This is a genomic window from Sulfobacillus thermotolerans (assembly GCF_039623705.1).
Classification (GTDB): domain Bacteria; phylum Bacillota; class Sulfobacillia; order Sulfobacillales; family Sulfobacillaceae; genus Sulfobacillus; species Sulfobacillus thermotolerans.
In genome coordinates this window covers 2350242-2365915 of the sequence record NZ_CP133983.1, presented here as the reverse complement: position 1 = coordinate 2365915, position 15674 = coordinate 2350242, and the positions used below count along the sequence as shown (strand labels likewise).

The following is a 15674-nucleotide window of genomic DNA, read 5'->3' as shown; positions in this document are numbered from 1 at the left end:
TTACAAGTACTTTAGTTCGCTGAATCGCTAATGTAATGAGGTGCTAGGGTGGACGAATGGTTAAAACAGAACCGTAGTGAATACGCGTTGATGATTAGGGTCATCAATCAGTTCTTAGCCCAAAGCTTTTTTCCGGTGCCGACGGCGCCGGCGCAATCCGGTCATTATCGTGAGGACCATACTCAATCCATCTTGGAACTCTTAAGCTCGTTTCCGGAAAGCCATCTCAATTTGCCGCTCAAAGTGTTTTCCCTTGGGCCTGTCTACGACCCCGGTCACGGACGTTGGGCCGAAACAGTTGATGTGGAAATTCTTGGCGAAGGCGGCCCCCAGCATGAACTGATGGCGGTGCAACTCATTATGCAACTCATTGAGCAGTGGCCCCGTCTCGCAGAGAAAACGGTGATGGTAATGGGACACTTAGGCCTTCTGGATCAGGCCATGGCCGCTGAAGCCGTCCTTCCTGTCGTGCGCCATTCCGTTCGTGATGCCTTGCGTGCGGGCAACCTCGTCCAAGCGGAATCACTGTTAGCCCCCACCTCGCCCAAAACTCGGCGCTTGTTGTTACCCAAGACGTATGACGACTTTGTTCGTGCACTCCAAGACACGCTGCCCGAGGCGGATTTTGACCATATAGCACGGCTTCAAAATGCTATCGACCAACATATGGCTACCCGCTGGGATTTATCGCTCACCGGCAATTGGCCCTATTACACCGACCTCGTATTCTCTTTATATTTGAAAGATATTGGCCAACCTCTATTAAATGGCGGCCGCTTCATGGCCGACGTGCATGGTCGCACATGGCACGGTGTCGGCTTTACCTTATATCTGGACTCTCTGTATCAAGCCGTCCAGCAAGAAATGGAGCAAGAATCTCATGACCTTTGATAACGTGACCGTTGCAGTTGCTAAAGGCCGAATCCTCGAGGGCGCTGAAACATTGTGGGAGCAGCAAGGTCTCCCGTGGCCTATTGACAAAGAATCACGCAAACTCTGGTTCTCCCCTGAAGCGGCCCGGCCTGGAATGCTCATTGCCCGCGCGCGAGATATTCCGACGTTTGTCGCTATGGGCATCGCTGATCTCGGCATTGTCGGGCTCGACGTTCTCGAAGAACATCCCAATGCGCAAATCATCCAAGTGGCCGACCTCCATTTTGCGACGTGCCGTGTGGTCTTGGCCGGTAAAGAACGTCAGTGGCCAGCCGGTCCTACCCGGATCGCCACGAAATACCAAAGAATCGCGCAGGCGTATTTTGCCGTCCACCATCACCCCGTCGAAATTGTTCCCTTGTCCGGGAGTCTCGAGTTAGCACCTGTCATTGGACTGGCACCATACATCGTTGATATTGTGGACACAGGGAGCACTCTACGCCAACACCAATTAGTGGAAATCGCCACAATCATGGAATCAAGCGCCCGTTTGATTGCAAACCCGTCACACTGGCGTACAAAGCCAGCTCTCGAGCATCTGAGAAACAGGCTAAATCCGTAAACGACCTTTCACTTTATCAGGAGGCTTTCTCATGGACACGGTATCTGCTACGGTGCGTCAAATTCTAGACGACATTCGCGACAATGGCATTTCCAAAGCATTAGAATACACCGCCCGTTTTGATGGCATTGAGCTAAGCCCAGACGCGGTCATTTGGGACATTACCACGCTCCCCCCCGCAGCCATCGACCGCTTACAAAAAGACGCCATGGATTTTGCTATCACCCAAATCCGTGCCTTTCACGAAGCGACTAAACCGCATGACATTCAGGTGGAACAAGCCCCTGGCTTAATTTTGACGGAACGCATGGTGCCATTAGAGCGAGTCGGAATCTACGTTCCCAATGGCCAATATCCCCTCATCTCAAGTCTTTTCATGACGGCAATTCCTGCGCAAGTGGCCGGCGTTCAAGACATCGTGGTCGCTATTGCCCCCAAGGCGCAAGATCCTGACCCCGTTTGGATTTATGCGCTGCAGGCGCTGGGTATTCGAACTGTGGTCAGATTAGGCGGTGCCCAAGCTATCGCCGCCTTAGGGTATGGGCTTGCCGGCCTTCTGGACCCTGTGGATTTAATTGCAGGGCCTGGTAACCAATATGTTGCTGAAGCCAAACAAGAGCTATTTCGTCGCAAAGTGACCGGCATTGATGTGATTGCGGGACCGTCAGAAGTTCTCATCATTGCATCCCCTGGCGCTCCGCCAGAGGTTGTGGCCATGGACCTCCTGGCTCAAGCCGAACATGCACGTGATGCACACGCCTACATGGTTTCGTGGGATGCCCCGTTAATGGCAGAGGTGCAACGTGTTGTCACCACTGCCACCATGCACCGTAACGCGCCCTTAGGTCCTATCGACTGGATCACCGTCTCATCTCCTTGGGAAGCGGTCGCGTTTGCCAATCGTACAGCTCCTGAACACTTAGGCCTGATTGGAAAAGAAGCTGAAGCCCTAGCCTCCCAAATCCGTACTGCCGGTGCGTTATTCGTGGGGTGGTTAGCGGGCCAAGCCCTAGGTGACTACGTGGCCGGTCCTAGCCACGTCTTACCGACTGCAGGCACCGGACGCTTTTTGCCCGGATTATCCACTCGTACTTTCACGCGGCGGATGTCGATTATTGAAGCGCAAGAGACTATGCCTGATGCGTATTTATCCTATGGCCAAGTCCTTGCCGCCATGGAGGGTCTGCAATTCCATGAACAATCCCTCCAAACCCGACACGCTTTGCGTAGCCAATCCAAGGATGTGCCGTTATGAGAGAAAGCCAAAAACACCGCAAAACCTTCGAAACAGATGTCGTAGTCGCTGTCAACCTTGACACCGATAGGCCCTTGGAAATTTCAACGAACCTCCCACTGTTTACCCATTTTCTAACGGCGATGGGAAAGCACGGACATACGCGATGGCAGATTCAAGCCACCGGGGACATCGAGGTGGATCCCCATCACCTTGTAGAAGATGTGGGGATTGTCATGGGTCAAGTGCTACGCGAAGCCGTCGGGGATGGCCACGGCATTTACCGGTATGGTCAGCGGTACGTGCCCATGGATGATGCGTTGGTGCTGTGTGCTCTCGATATCTCTGGCCGCGGCCAATTATATCTCTCAGGGGACTTTCCTGACCGGATGGTCAACGGCGTTAACGCCGAAGTCTGGCCGGAATTTTTTCGGGCCTTTGCCGCCCATAGTGGCATCACCTTGCATTTGGTTTGCCAAGCGGGCCATAACGCGCACCATGTCTACGAAGCGACCTTTAAAGCGCTGGGGCAAGCCTTGTGGGAAGCCGTGCGGATTAATCCAGAGTGGGGAATTCCCTCGACTAAAGGGGTGTTGTAAATGGAATTGGCCGTCATCGATTACGGCAATGGCAATCTTGGTAGCCTCCTAGCCGCTTTGCACCGTCTCGGACAGAATCCTCACGTCATTCACCAAACAACGGACCAATCCACCCCGATTTTAGGCATTTGTCTCGGCATGCAGCTCTTTTTTGAGCAAGGAGATGAGGGAGGCGAAGGACTCGGGTGGCTCAAGGGCAATGTGCCAAGTCTTCAAGCGCCTGTGTTGCCTCATATTGGGTGGAATGATGTCGCCGTCACCGATCACCCTTTTTTATGGCATAACATTGTTCGTCCCATTTTTTATTTTGTGCATACGTACCGCATTCAGCCACACGAAGCAGCCATTGTACGGGGCATCACCGATTATTATGAGAGCTTCCCCGTGGCCATTGAATCCGGCTCGTTATATGGCGTCCAATTTCATCCCGAACTGAGTGGTCCAAACGGCACGAGATTGTTACAAAACTTTTTAGAAGTGGTGGAAACTTATGGAAATATGGCCAGCCGTTGATTGGTTTGATGGGCAGATGGTGCGATTAGAACGCGGGTCATATAACCGTGTTACCGCGTACACCGACGATCCCCTCGCACTTTTTCAAGAGCGTTATCATGCCCTCCCCAAGCGCATTCATTTAGTCGACCTTAAGGGCGCCAAAGACGGATCCTTTTCCGCGTGGCCACTGTTGGAACGTATGGCTCGCTTAGGAATTGATGTCGAAGTGGGTGGTGGGTTTCGCGAGACCCAGCAGGTTCAAAAGGCCCTGGATTCTGGTGCATGCCGCGTTGTGTTGGGAACGCGCCTAATCGAAGACAAAGCGTGGGCCCAAGACCTCCTCCATCAATTTGGTCCGCATAAGCTGGTTGCGAGTATTGACATCAAGGACGGTCGCGCTATGCTGCGTGGCTGGACCACCAACGGTCTAGCCGCTGATACAGAATGGTTCCCCTTATATCACATGGGTTTTACGCTTTGTAATATTACCGACATCTCCCGAGACGGGACGCTTATTGGGCTAGACCCTGCATTCTGGCGCGAAACGGGGCAGTACCCTGGCGAAATTGGCGCCGGGGGAGGCATTGCCCATATGGAAGATCTCGCCCTGCTAGAGGCGATGGGTATTGGACGTGCGGTTATCGGAAAAGCGTGGGTCTCTGGGCAAATTGATCTTCACCAATGCAAAGGGGTGTTCTAAAGATGGTCAAACCACGCATTATTCCCTGCCTAGACGTTAAACATGGGCGCGTTGTCAAAGGGGTTCACTTCCAAGACCTAAAAGATGCCGGGGACCCCGTGGCGCTAGCCGTCAAATACTGTGACGACGGTGCGGATGAGTTGGTCTGGCTCGACATCATCGCCACGGTAGAGGAGGAAGAATTAAGCTTAGCGCTTATTCAACGAGCTCGGGAAGTTTTAACTATCCCCTTAACCGTAGGTGGAGGCATTCGGTCCATCCGCCATGTGGAAGAACTACTGGAACACGGAGCCGACAAAGTGTCCATCAATACGTACGGGATTGAACATCCTGAAATTTTAAGCCACGTATCGCGCCGTTGGGGTTCGCAATGCCTTGTTGTAGCGATCGATGCAAAATGGGAAGAAGATCACTATCAAGTATACGTGCACGGGGGACGTACCCGCACAGAGCACGAACTAGGAGATTGGATGCGGCGCGCCCAAGACTTAGGCGCCGGGGAATTTTTATTGACCAGCATTGACCGTGATGGTACACAAAATGGCTATGACCTGCCTATGCTCCGTTATGCCCGTCAACACGTGTCACGTCCGATCATTGCATCGGGCGGTGCCGGACGCGTCGAGCATTTAGCCGAAGCCATTCGGGAAGGGCAACAAGCGGTGTTGCTCGCCTCATTACTGCATCAAAATCAGACGACCGTGGGAACAATCAAGCAATCTCTCTTAGAGGAAGGAATTGATGTACGGTGGCCCCTTTAATCGAAAATGACAAAACTCTCTATCCGGTGGTGGTGCAGCACGCTGAAACCTTGCAAATTCTCATGATGGCATTCGCCGATGAAGAGGCGTTAACCTTAACGCGATCCACTGGTCGAGCACATTTTTACAGCAGGTCGCGCCACGCCTTGTGGGAAAAAGGATTGACCTCCGGAAATGTGCTGGCGGTGCAAGACATCATTCCGGACTGCGACAACGACAGTTTTATCTATCTCGTCACCAACTACAATCCTGCCTGTCACCGCGGCACCACGTCGTGTTTTGACCAAAGTCCCGCTGCCGCTCCTAATCCGCTGGCCCGCTTGCAGTCGTATATTGGCGAACGCCTGCATGCCTCTGCAGACACCTCTTATACCGCTCAATTATTGCAAGGACCCCTGGAGCGCCTATTAAAAAAGATAGGAGAAGAAGCTATTGAGGTAATCGTCGCGGCGGCTACAAACACCCAGACGCAAGGCGCCGACATGGTCTGGGAAAGCGCCGACCTGCTCTATCATCTGAGCGTTTTATTAACCCGCACCGGAGTTACTTTGCAATCCCTCGACCAGGAACTCATACGCCGCCACGAATAACTAGCGCGGGCCGCATCTGCGACATAATGCGGACGACGGCCGGAAGAAGAGGCACCCCAAAAGCGGCGTCGGACAGCCACGGCTTATACGCCCACACCATGCGCAAGGTGTCAGGCGCTGCTATCACCGCTGCTTCGTCGATGATGGCGTGCCAAACTTCGGCCACATCGCCGAACGCCCATGCCTGTGCAACCGCCTCGTCGGCATTCCCCGTCTGCAACGCCCCCCACAGGGCACAGTCATCATCGATCGGTTCGACAGGGACTGCACCAGCAATCGCCCCATCTGGCGACAAGAAAGCCAATGCCACGGCCAAAAACCATCCCCAAGCTGTCCAGATGGCGATTCGCTCATCGGTTTCCGAGGGTGCGTACCGAGACAAGTGCAGCCAATCCATTATCGCGAGAAGATGCCGGGACACTTGGTCGGCATCCATCGCCGGAGTTGTGGCCACTGTGACGGCTGAGACTTCCACGAGCAAGCTGGCCAGACGCCGATTGCTTAATCCTGCCGCCCCTTGCGCAATGCGTGCTAACAAAGCCCCCGCCAGATGAGGTTGATAACACGCTAGCACGTCCCCCAAAGCTGCCATGGGCCGCATTTCACGAATTAAGTCGACGACATAAGCCGTATCATTCCATGTGCGGTACCGGGCCTGTTCGGATTCAGGCGTTAACACCTGCAGTCGGTGGCGGTTGCTGACCCACGAAGCTTGTGCCCGCGTCGCCAGCCGAAATCCCAGCACCAAATCCTGGCCGCTCCATCGCTGAACCATGCGCGTGCTCACACGCCACAGCGATGGCAGCGTACTCGGCACTGTTGCTGGGGCTGAAGGCGCCATAAGCTGAACGAGCAGTCCACGAATCCCCGCTTGGCGGACCAATTGCACGGTTCTTGCTTCGGCCTGATCCATGTGCCCTTGATACCACGCATCATGCAGGTTGCCTGCCACATTGGACGGACGCGGCTCCGGTATGCTATCGCCGCCTAACATGACCAGCAAACGTTGCATAAGCCGCACCGCGGCCGCCCAGCTCGAATCGCTTGGAAGCACGGATAATGACAAGATGATAAGTCCGGCGTCGACGCGCTCGTAAAGGATGCGCTCATTTTCCCGGATGCGTGGCATACTCGCAAAACGCCACAAGGCCCGAAGAAACTCTTGAAGTGGCAAATTGCGCTGGCGCCATTCCGTCGCCCAATCCTCCACCTGATGTGGCAATAATTGGCGCATTTGTTCAACTAACTCCGGGCTTGCTGCCCGCCAGCTTTGGGTTACCGCCACGGTGTTACCCCCTTCTCTCGTTGCCTTCACCATTTTTCTATTGTAATGGGAATTATGGGCCATTGGGAAATTTCCAGCAAGAAATCTAGACACTTTGCCGGTTACAGGGCACAATACTGGTAAGGATATGAGTGAATTTGGGAAGGATGCGATAACAATGGCATTTCTAAGGTCATGGGGTTATGCGAAGGATCGCCCCCTCACCTCGTACCAGGAACAACATTTAAATGCGTTAGTGGACCGTTACCACGCCGTACAACATCAAAATTTCGTCGATGAATTGGACATCACGGAGGCCATTATCGGCCGCAAGGTGCCCTTCAGCGAACTTCGCGTGGCTGAAGCCAATAAAGTCGCGGCTCACCTCAATGTCCGTATCGCGCTTCACACTTATTTTGCAGATTATCTGCCCTCTCCCCCCCCGGACTTTGCCCATGAAACCCAATGGTTGGACAATGATCGTCCCTTGCTCAATCGGGTCATCGCACGGGCCGGATGGGATACGGGAGAATATTTCCTATCACCTCATCCGTTAGATAAGGAGCTTGTGAAAAAATAAATGGATTCTTTCCGGGTGTTAGTCGTCGATGACGAAGAGGTCATTCGCGATGTCCTGAAAATTGGGCTGTCCCACCGGGGTTTTGAGGTCCTAACCTGCGAAGATAGTCAAACGGCAATGGAGGCGATAGGCGGATTTCAGCCTCATGCCGCCATTATTGATGTGATGATGCCAGGGGAAGATGGGTTTCAACTAAGCCGCCGTCTGCGCCAGAATCCTGATTTGTTTATTCTCATGTTGACAGCGCGTGATGCGGTATCTGACCGCATTCAAGGCTTAGAAGGCGGAGCCGATGATTACGTCATCAAGCCCTTTGACTTTGACGAATTGGTCGCCAGACTGCGCGCCGGCCTCCGGCGTGTTCGCCATGATGACCACGCCGCCATTCAATTTGGAGACCTTATGATGGACGATGCCGCTCACAAAGTGTCCTTGCAAAACACGGCCATTACCCTAACCGCCAAAGAATATGAGCTTCTGCGATATCTTCTCCTTAATCCGGGCATTGTCCTGTCCAAAGTCCAGATTTTGCAGCATGTGTGGGGGTATGATTATCCTGGCGATGACAATCTCGTGGAAGTGCACATTTCCAGCCTACGCGACAAGTTGCAAGATCGATCGCGCCAGCTCATTCAAACTGTCCGCGGTTTTGGTTACCGGTTAGGCAGTTAAATGGCCCAGAAAACTTTGACCGATGAACTCATTGGTCGCCAAATTTTGCTATTGGCTATTCTGCTCGTGGTAATCGGAGTCAGCCAATATTTAACCTTACGGATTGTGCTGTTTCATTCCGAAGCACGATCGCTTCACCAAGAGATCTCGGTCCTCGCTCCGATTATTCATCGGGCCATGGTAAAGGACAGCGCAGCCCATTTTCACTCTTTGGCTACCTTACTTGTCAGCCGTCTCAAGGCGCCCGGCGTTGAAGTGATGATTACGAACCGGTTTGGGGTCATCATTGCTAACTCATCTACACTGGTACCACAAGTGCCCCCGATTAACTTCACACAAAGCTACTTTATCTGGCATGAGCACGTGGTGGTGGATGCTCCGTTAGGTTCACCACTGCATCCCTCGGGCTATGTTTGGCTCATGGCCCAGTCTCATGCGTTAAATCGCATTCTCATTCGCGATATCGAATTTTTTTCTTTTCTCGGATTCCTCTCCCTCGCCATTACAGGATGGTTGGGCTCCCTTTCGGTCAAAAACAGTTTAGCCCCTTTAGAACAGATCCGGGATGGAACCGCACGCATTGCGCATGGCGAAATTGGTCACATTACCACATTGAAAAATCCGCCAAAGGAACTGGCCGAATTGGGAGACGCCATTAACACCATGTCTTTGTCAATCAAAGAGCTCCTTGACCAAGAGAAAATGCTCTCGGAGCAAATGCGGCGTTTTGTGGCAGATGCGTCCCATGAATTACGCACCCCTTTAACAGCCCTCAACGGGTTTCTCACCTTAATCTCAGAAGATAATCTCACCGAGGCAGAAGTCAAGCAAGGATTTCACGCGATGCGCCAAGAAGGACAACGAATGGCACGTTTAGTGAATCAGTTGCTAACACTTTCCCGGCTGGACAATGCGAAAGACACTGCCACCCACAGTTCCGAGGTGGATCTTGGAGAGTGGATCGCCTCCGTACGGCCTTTGTTAGAGCCACTGACCCACGACCATCTCTTGCAACTTGTCCCAGCCGCGGTGGTCGTAAGCGTTGACCGTGATCGACTGACCGAGATGGTCTTCAACTTAGTCGAAAATGCCGCGCGGTACACCCCAGCCGGTTCACATATTACTGTGCGGATTGGGCGACACATGGATAAGGGCTACATCGAGGTTACCGACAACGGCCCCGGTATCAAAGAGGCGGACTTGCCCCACATTTTTGACCGTTTTTATCGTGGAGACCGATCCAGGACATCGAAATCTGGCGGCAGCGGCCTAGGGCTGTCCATTGTCCAAGCGTTAGCCGAAGCCTTTAACGGACATGTCACCGTAGCGAATGCACCAAGTCCCCAACACGGAGCCATATTTACCATTTGGCTTCCCCTGTCCTCTTCCCATTAAATTCGAAACCCATACATACTTTGCTGATTTTTGGTGCATAACACCGTGTATACCAAAAATACCCTTAGGAGGCGGTATGTTGAATTCTCTCGCCAAATTGGTCATGCCCTTGGCCAGTCTACTGTCTTTAAGCCCTTTAGCGCCCACAAGCCGTACGGCATCGCCCAGTCCTGCAATGTTTTTGCAAACGCGCCACGACAAGATGGTCGGGTCTTGTCTCAAGTGGAAAGGACAAATTACCCAGCTCTCAGCCGGATCCGTCACCGTGATGTTACAAGCGTCCGGCTCCTCGTCCACAGTCGCCTTAACCAAAACGACTATCCAAGCAGGCCTTTATCCTGCGACTGCTAAAATCTTGCGTCCAGGCGAGCAGGTCCTCTTGTGGAAGGCCAACCAACAAGCGCACCTTATGGTCTTGCCCGTTGCGCGCGGCCAGCTTCACCACACCGGCCAACAATGGTCTATCGAATCTCCCTGGCGTGGCACGTCCTTTTCCCTACCCACTAGGGGCGTCGATCTCGTCGGCATGTCCCAGTTGAAAGACGGTCAACGCGCGATGGTCTTCGGAACGAAAAACGGGACACGCCTTATGCCGACCCTTATCGCCGCTCCTCCGGCCAAATTCGCTGCCACCATCACGGCTATCCAAGGGAGCACAGTCACATTGCAGACCGCCTACCACGGCCTGTTTACCTATTCATTAGAGTCTTGGCCTCTATTCCCACAGCCTGCCCACACGCTCCAAACGCTCAAAAAAGCTCAAGAAGTCACCATTTTTGTCAACTTAATGAACCGCCAGGTATTAGCGCTCATGCCGACTCCGCCCGGCAGAGACCGTCGTGACATTTTGGAACACAATGCCTATGGTACTGTGCTCAAAGCGACGCCGTCGTTTCTGCGTTTGCAAACCGCATGGGGCGAACAAACCGTTACACTTCAAGGACTCACCCTTCGTGTCATATGGCCCGGCCATCAAGGCGCCTTTGTGACCGCCTTGCCTACCGGGGCACCGGTCTGGGTGCATGTAGACTCCCCGTTGAAAACCGTGGTCATTCGGGTATTGCCACACTCACAGCCTTAACCGGGCGGACTTCCCCAAAAAGCAATACGCCTTTGGGGACTGGCATGGCCAATCCCCAAAGGCCTGCTGACGCTAACTGCCTATGTGATTATCCAGCCATAGGCCGTTGTCCCACCTGTCGATGATGTAGCAATTCTTGGCGCATCTCTGCAACAAAAATGGCCATCCCTACAAACTGAAAGACACCAATCAGCCAAAATCCCCAGCCCATATTCGCATGACTAATGATCACACTGAGAACCAGGGGCCCAAACGTTCCCGATAGGTCAAATGAGGATTGCGCGACGGTATTGGCGGCCACCAGAAGAGGACGCTCCACACTGCTCGCAATACGCATCGAGACTAACGGAAACAGCACGGCGTGAGGCCATGCCAATAGCCAAAACCCGACCAAAAACACCAGCAGTGAGGGAGCCCACCCCATCAGGCCCAACCCCACGCCACCAATCCCTAAACACCAGTGTTCCCAAGACCGGAGCCACCACTAAACTGGTCGAGAGCGCTAAAGAGTAATAGCTTAAATTTTTCTCGCGTTCCTCGGCTGGCGACAAAGCCCCCATCAGGGACAATAGGTGCGGCATGATGAGGGCCGTGGACACCCCTGCTAACGCGATCGCAATAAGAAATTCGACGAACGTGTGACTCCAAAGCACGCCGGCAATCGCAAGGGTTAGCAAGACAAATCCTATTGTCATCACCCGGGGCACGTCATGGAGCCGCACGCGCGCACTATATCCAAAACGTACGACCATGGTCACGACGGCATAGACCGAGGTGGTCAAGCCCACTTCCGCTAATCGGACCCCTAGCGAATGCGCGTACAGTGGATTATTTGCCTGCATCATAGACGAAATAGCTCGCGCCATAAACGTCAAAATTAAAATAAGATAAATCACGATCGACCCTTGAGACCAAGCTGTCCGTGAAAATCGCCTCACCGTTTCCTCACTCCCTTTAAACCCAACCGTCCTATTTTACTGCACCGCATCTCGTCTCATTACCAACAGTATCAGTTTACTGCTTTTTTCACTATAAAGGAAGAGGTCCTCATCCCCCCGCTCAGACCAGTTAGGGCGGACCAATCCCTCATCCCTATGAGTAACTGCGCTCAGATCGCGCTTAAAAAGCCTTGTCGCCATCCTCTATCACTATTTGTGAAACATTTAACCACCTTGCGCAGTCGCTCTATAACTTCCCAACGGATTGGTCCTTAGGAGCTAGTTGTAAAGTGCACAAGAGTGTCCAGCTAGTTGACAACATTCCCCCGAAAGTACGATAGAGAGCACCAATGCGACAAGGTTACCATACAAGTGCTTTGAAACACCGGGTCAACCGGAAGGCAAGGAGGCCTCATTCAATGGGAAAACCCCACGTACTTGTGTTGGGTGCAAACTTTGCCGGCTTAGGTGCCGCGCAAAAAATTCGCGAATATGCCCACGATACGGTAGACATTACCGTCATCGACCGTAAACCATATCTCCTATTCGTACCAAACATTCCTTATGAAGTGTTTGAAAACCGCAATCCTGGACTTACCTTGCATATGCCGATTGTCGACGTATTGCATGAAGACAATATCCGCTTTATTCAGGGAGAGGTCAAGGCCCTTGATCCGGACGCGCAAACCGTTGAGTATGTGCCCTCGGAGCGGGTCGGTTCGGCCCCGGAGACTATCCACTATGACTATGTGGTTGTCGCCATTGGAGCTCGTCTTGCCTATGATGAAATCGAAGGCTTTGCCGAATACGGACAGACTGTCAGTGACACCTTTTACGGAGAAAAGCTGCGTTTGTTCTTAGCCAACGAATACAAAGGCGGCCCCGTCGCCGTCGGATCAGCGCGGTTCCATCAAGGCACAATGTCCACCGATTTGGTTCCTACGGCAGAAGCTGCTTGTGAAGGCCCGCCGGTTGAAGTCATGCTATCGTTTGGACATTGGTTGCAAAGCCACGGCATGGGCGGCCCAGAAAAGGTGACTGTTTTCACTCCAGCGGCTGTCATTGCAGAAGATGCAGGTATTGGTGTTGTTAACCAATTACTGGCCGCAGCAAGTTCGATGGGATACCACTATATGAACAACGTCCATGACATCAAGCGTCTTACCAAGGATGGTATTGAATTTGCCAATGGCCAGTCGGTAGAAGCTGAACTCAAAATTGTATTTCCAGATTGGAAAGCACACAGCTTTATGAAGGATCTTCCCATTTCTGACGACCAAGGATTTGTTTTGACCGACATGACAACCCGTAACCCCAAATACCGCAATGTGTTTGCGTGCGGTGATGCGGCAGCCGTCACGGTGCCCAAGCTAGGCATCTTGGCGCACATGGGAGCCGAAACGGTCGGTAAACAAATTGCGATGGATATGGGACGCATGGCGCCAGAAAAGGCCAACGTGCCGATGCACTTTGTTGTCAATTGTCTAGGCGACATGGGTGGCAACAAAGGATTTGCTATCAACTCGGATACCTGGTATGGCGGTACCAAGTCTGAACTCAAGATGGGACACATTCCCTTCCTGATGAAGATGCAGTACAAAGAGATGTTCTTCCGTACCCGTGGCAAAGTCCCCGATTGGGGTATTCCTGCCGCTGACTTCCTCATTGATAAACTCAGCTAAAATACGCAGTCTGAGATAAGGAGCGCTTGCGATGGCCGTAAATGAAATGGCGCACAACCCCGAGCCTGCTACGCCTATTGCCCTCACGGCAGAGCAATGGCAAGGTTTAGCACGCCTCGGTGAACTCATCCAAGCCGTCGATCAAGGTCTCAAAGGAGACTTTGGTTCAGCACAGTGGATTGCCATCACAGCCTAAAACGTCTTGACGCCCCTTCATGGAGCACGTCAAGCAGATTCGTCCGGAAAATCTTGCTCTGTTGGCGGCGGAAGCCACCGATCCGGAAACGACGGCTGTATTGGCAGATGCCTTGCGCTTGGCTCGCTTGTTGCGCAACGGCGATTTAGCCAATGAGTTTATGTCTGATTTTATTAAAGTCACAGGCATTATTTTTGATAAGCAATTTCTAGAGACACTCCCCGATTTGTTGAATACCGTAGTCATGTTGCGCAAGACCGGTCTTCTCAAGTCGCTGCAAAATGTGTTAATTGCCTATCCTAATCTAGCCAGCCTGCCGTGGAACGAGTATATCACGGGATTAGTTCACAAAGCTGAAAAACTGGACATTTCCGGCATTATGGAGAAAGTCAAAGAAGCTTCGGCAGAAACTGAACAGAAGGCCGCGCACTTGGGCGGTATTGGCGGGTTAATGCGCATTATGAAGGACAAAGAGGTGCAGCGCCTCATGCAGTTTGGTCTCACTCTCGGCACTAAGTTTCTTCCGCCACGGTCAAATTAACTACCGCTCTTCGCACCAGCCGTTTTGTGCGGCTGGTGCTTTTTTTCCGGAAATTGGCACGCCTCCTTTCGAGCCAAATGCGGCTAAACTCCCACTGCGGCGGCAATAATACCTCCATGTTGGAAAGACGGAGGTGAAAACATGGCTCGTGGAAGCAACACTGGCAATCGGGCACTAGTACAGGGAGCCGCAAGGGCACTTGACCAATTTAAGTACGAAGTGGCCCGCGAACTCGGCCTGCAAGGTGTCGAGGATGGCTACTGGGGTGAAATTCCTTCACGGCAGTGTGGGGCAGTAGGTGGCCACATGGTGCGCAAGATGATTGAAATGGCTGAACAGCAAATGGCTGGACGCCGGTAAGACAACATATCACGCAATGGTTAACAAGGCTTGCCGGTTCACGGCAAGCCTTCATTTTAATGTCATCATATTTTTAAATATCCAAGACGATATTCCCAAATAGCCCATGCTCTTCCATGCGCTGATGGGCCTGAAAAGCCTGTTCTAAGGGAAATGTGCGGTCAATAATTGGGATGAGCACGCCTCGAGCAAACAGGGGCAGCAGTCTCGGTAAAATCGATGACGATCCCATATACGCCCCGAGGACCGTAAGTCGGCGCCGAAACACTTGACCTAAGTCGATCGTCACTTCCCCCCCTGTTGTGCCACCCACCGTCACCACGGTGCCCCCACGCCGCAGCATGTCCAAGGACTGCCCAAATGTCGCTTGTCCCAAGGAGTCGACGACAATGTCGGCGCCACGCGAATTCGTCATGGTTAAAATATCCGACGCCAATAAAGACGCTCCGTCCCATACCAACACGTCGGTTGCACCATATTGCTTCAAGCGATCAATGTAATTGGCATGCCGAACCACCGCGATGACACGCATGCGGCGCATATGCGCCAACTGTATCGTCGCCAATCCCAAGCCGCCATTGGCTCCCCACACGACAATCGTCTGACCAGCCGCCGCTTGGGCGCGAATCAGAAAGTCCTCCGCCGTCACAAATGGAATACCAATCGATGCCGCCTCTAAGAATGTCAAGCCACTGGGCATCGGAACCACGTTCACGACAGGTACCACGACTTGCTCCGCATACGTACCATCCAATATCCGGTAATGAGGGCAACTATTTTGTTGCCCGGACAAGCAATAGATACAACGCCCACAACTGAGTCCAGGATTAATCACAACCTTTTGTCCCACGGGGTAATCACGCGCGCCAGGCCCCAACGCATCAATTTCTCCAGCACCATCAGACCCGGGGATCAGAGGTTCGGGAAACGCCCCAAAGGCGCCTTCACGAACCCAAATGTCACGGTGGTTGACCCCTGCAGCTCGAAGGCGTACCCTGACCTCTCCAGGTCCTGGCTCTGGACTCGCAACCTCTTCATACTGCAGTACTGGCGCAGCCCCCGGCTCATGAATTCGAATCGCATACACAGCT

The 15674-nt window shown here is 52.8% G+C and carries 20 protein-coding genes; 16 read left to right on the top strand and 4 right to left on the bottom strand.

Annotated elements, in window-relative coordinates:
- Positions 1-48 precede the first annotated feature (48 nt).
- The 8 genes from ORD20_RS12275 to hisIE are packed head-to-tail and all read left to right on the top strand — an operon-like array spanning position 49 to position 5874.
- On the top strand, positions 49-891 hold the full coding sequence (locus tag ORD20_RS12275) for an ATP phosphoribosyltransferase regulatory subunit (protein WP_103374404.1): 843 nt from the start codon (positions 49-51) through the stop codon (positions 889-891).
- The gene (gene hisG / locus ORD20_RS12270; protein ID WP_103374405.1) at positions 881-1495 is read left to right on the top strand and encodes an ATP phosphoribosyltransferase; all 615 of its coding nucleotides are present in this window, start codon (positions 881-883) and stop codon (positions 1493-1495) included. Before ORD20_RS12275 ends, hisG begins: the two co-directional genes overlap by 11 nt.
- 31 nt (positions 1496-1526) lie before the next feature.
- Positions 1527-2750, top strand: a complete 1224-nt coding sequence (gene hisD, locus ORD20_RS12265; protein WP_103374406.1) for a histidinol dehydrogenase — start codon at positions 1527-1529, stop codon at positions 2748-2750.
- Positions 2747-3328 carry an imidazoleglycerol-phosphate dehydratase HisB gene (gene hisB / locus ORD20_RS12260; protein WP_103374407.1) on the top strand — a complete coding sequence of 194 codons (582 nt, stop codon included), beginning with the start codon at positions 2747-2749 and terminating at the stop codon, positions 3326-3328. Before hisD ends, hisB begins: the two co-directional genes overlap by 4 nt.
- On the top strand, positions 3329-3841 hold the full coding sequence (gene hisH, locus ORD20_RS12255; RefSeq protein ID WP_430626220.1) for an imidazole glycerol phosphate synthase subunit HisH: 513 nt from the start codon (positions 3329-3331) through the stop codon (positions 3839-3841). It abuts the gene before it with no gap.
- A complete protein-coding gene (locus ORD20_RS12250) occupies positions 3819-4523 on the top strand; it encodes a HisA/HisF-related TIM barrel protein (RefSeq protein ID WP_103374409.1) in 705 nt (234 codons plus the stop codon). The genes hisH and ORD20_RS12250 overlap by 23 nt, the downstream gene beginning before the upstream one ends.
- A gap of 2 nt (positions 4524-4525) precedes the next feature.
- Entirely contained in the window at positions 4526-5284 is a 759-nt protein-coding gene (gene hisF / locus ORD20_RS12245; RefSeq protein WP_103374410.1) for an imidazole glycerol phosphate synthase subunit HisF, read from the top strand.
- Positions 5272-5874, top strand: coding sequence for a bifunctional phosphoribosyl-AMP cyclohydrolase/phosphoribosyl-ATP diphosphatase HisIE (gene hisIE, locus ORD20_RS12240; protein ID WP_103374411.1), 603 nt, complete (start codon positions 5272-5274; stop codon positions 5872-5874). Before hisF ends, hisIE begins: the two co-directional genes overlap by 13 nt.
- Here the strand turns inward: hisIE and ORD20_RS12235 are convergent.
- A complete protein-coding gene (locus tag ORD20_RS12235) occupies positions 5855-7159 on the bottom strand; it encodes a hypothetical protein (RefSeq protein ID WP_103374412.1) in 1305 nt (434 codons plus the stop codon). The genes hisIE and ORD20_RS12235 overlap by 20 nt on opposite strands.
- Before the next feature lie 157 nt (positions 7160-7316).
- Here ORD20_RS12235 and ORD20_RS12230 point away from each other — a divergent pair, with 157 nt between their 5' ends.
- From ORD20_RS12230 to ORD20_RS12215, 4 genes are all read left to right on the top strand, one after another.
- Complete coding sequence (locus ORD20_RS12230; protein ID WP_103374413.1) at positions 7317-7718, top strand: hypothetical protein; 402 nt, start codon at positions 7317-7319, stop codon at positions 7716-7718.
- Positions 7719-8390 (top strand): response regulator transcription factor, encoded by a 672-nt coding sequence (locus ORD20_RS12225; RefSeq protein ID WP_103374414.1) that lies wholly within the window; start codon positions 7719-7721, stop codon positions 8388-8390. It abuts the gene before it with no gap.
- A complete protein-coding gene (locus ORD20_RS12220; protein WP_103374415.1) occupies positions 8391-9785 on the top strand; it encodes a sensor histidine kinase in 1395 nt (464 codons plus the stop codon).
- Positions 9786-9861: 76 nt separating this feature from the next.
- Positions 9862-10866 (top strand): hypothetical protein, encoded by a 1005-nt coding sequence (locus ORD20_RS12215; RefSeq protein ID WP_103374416.1) that lies wholly within the window; start codon positions 9862-9864, stop codon positions 10864-10866.
- A gap of 88 nt (positions 10867-10954) precedes the next feature.
- On the opposite strand, the gene ORD20_RS12210 is transcribed toward ORD20_RS12215, so the two are convergent.
- Positions 10955-11167, bottom strand: coding sequence for a hypothetical protein (locus tag ORD20_RS12210; protein ID WP_430626219.1), 213 nt, complete (start codon positions 11165-11167; stop codon positions 10955-10957).
- The gene (locus ORD20_RS12205; protein WP_430626218.1) at positions 11133-11804 is read right to left on the bottom strand and encodes an MFS transporter; all 672 of its coding nucleotides are present in this window, start codon (positions 11802-11804) and stop codon (positions 11133-11135) included. The genes ORD20_RS12210 and ORD20_RS12205 overlap by 35 nt, the downstream gene beginning before the upstream one ends.
- Before the next feature lie 419 nt (positions 11805-12223).
- Between ORD20_RS12205 and ORD20_RS12200 the strand changes: the two genes are divergently transcribed.
- The 4 genes from ORD20_RS12200 to ORD20_RS12185 all read left to right on the top strand — a co-directional run bounded on the left by ORD20_RS12200 (position 12224) and on the right by ORD20_RS12185 (position 14583).
- Positions 12224-13486, top strand: coding sequence for an NAD(P)/FAD-dependent oxidoreductase (locus ORD20_RS12200; protein ID WP_103374418.1), 1263 nt, complete (start codon positions 12224-12226; stop codon positions 13484-13486).
- Positions 13487-13517: 31 nt separating this feature from the next.
- A complete protein-coding gene (locus tag ORD20_RS12195; RefSeq protein WP_430626217.1) occupies positions 13518-13682 on the top strand; it encodes a hypothetical protein in 165 nt (54 codons plus the stop codon).
- A 19-nt stretch (positions 13683-13701) separates the two neighbouring features.
- The gene (locus ORD20_RS12190) at positions 13702-14223 is read left to right on the top strand and encodes a hypothetical protein (RefSeq protein WP_430626216.1); all 522 of its coding nucleotides are present in this window, start codon (positions 13702-13704) and stop codon (positions 14221-14223) included.
- Positions 14224-14364: 141 nt separating this feature from the next.
- Positions 14365-14583 (top strand): alpha/beta-type small acid-soluble spore protein, encoded by a 219-nt coding sequence (locus ORD20_RS12185; RefSeq protein WP_103374420.1) that lies wholly within the window; start codon positions 14365-14367, stop codon positions 14581-14583.
- A 73-nt stretch (positions 14584-14656) separates the two neighbouring features.
- On the opposite strand, the gene ORD20_RS12180 is transcribed toward ORD20_RS12185, so the two are convergent.
- On the bottom strand, positions 14657-15670 hold the full coding sequence (locus ORD20_RS12180) for an alcohol dehydrogenase catalytic domain-containing protein (RefSeq protein ID WP_103374421.1): 1014 nt from the start codon (positions 15668-15670) through the stop codon (positions 14657-14659).
- Positions 15671-15674: the final 4 nt, after the last annotated feature.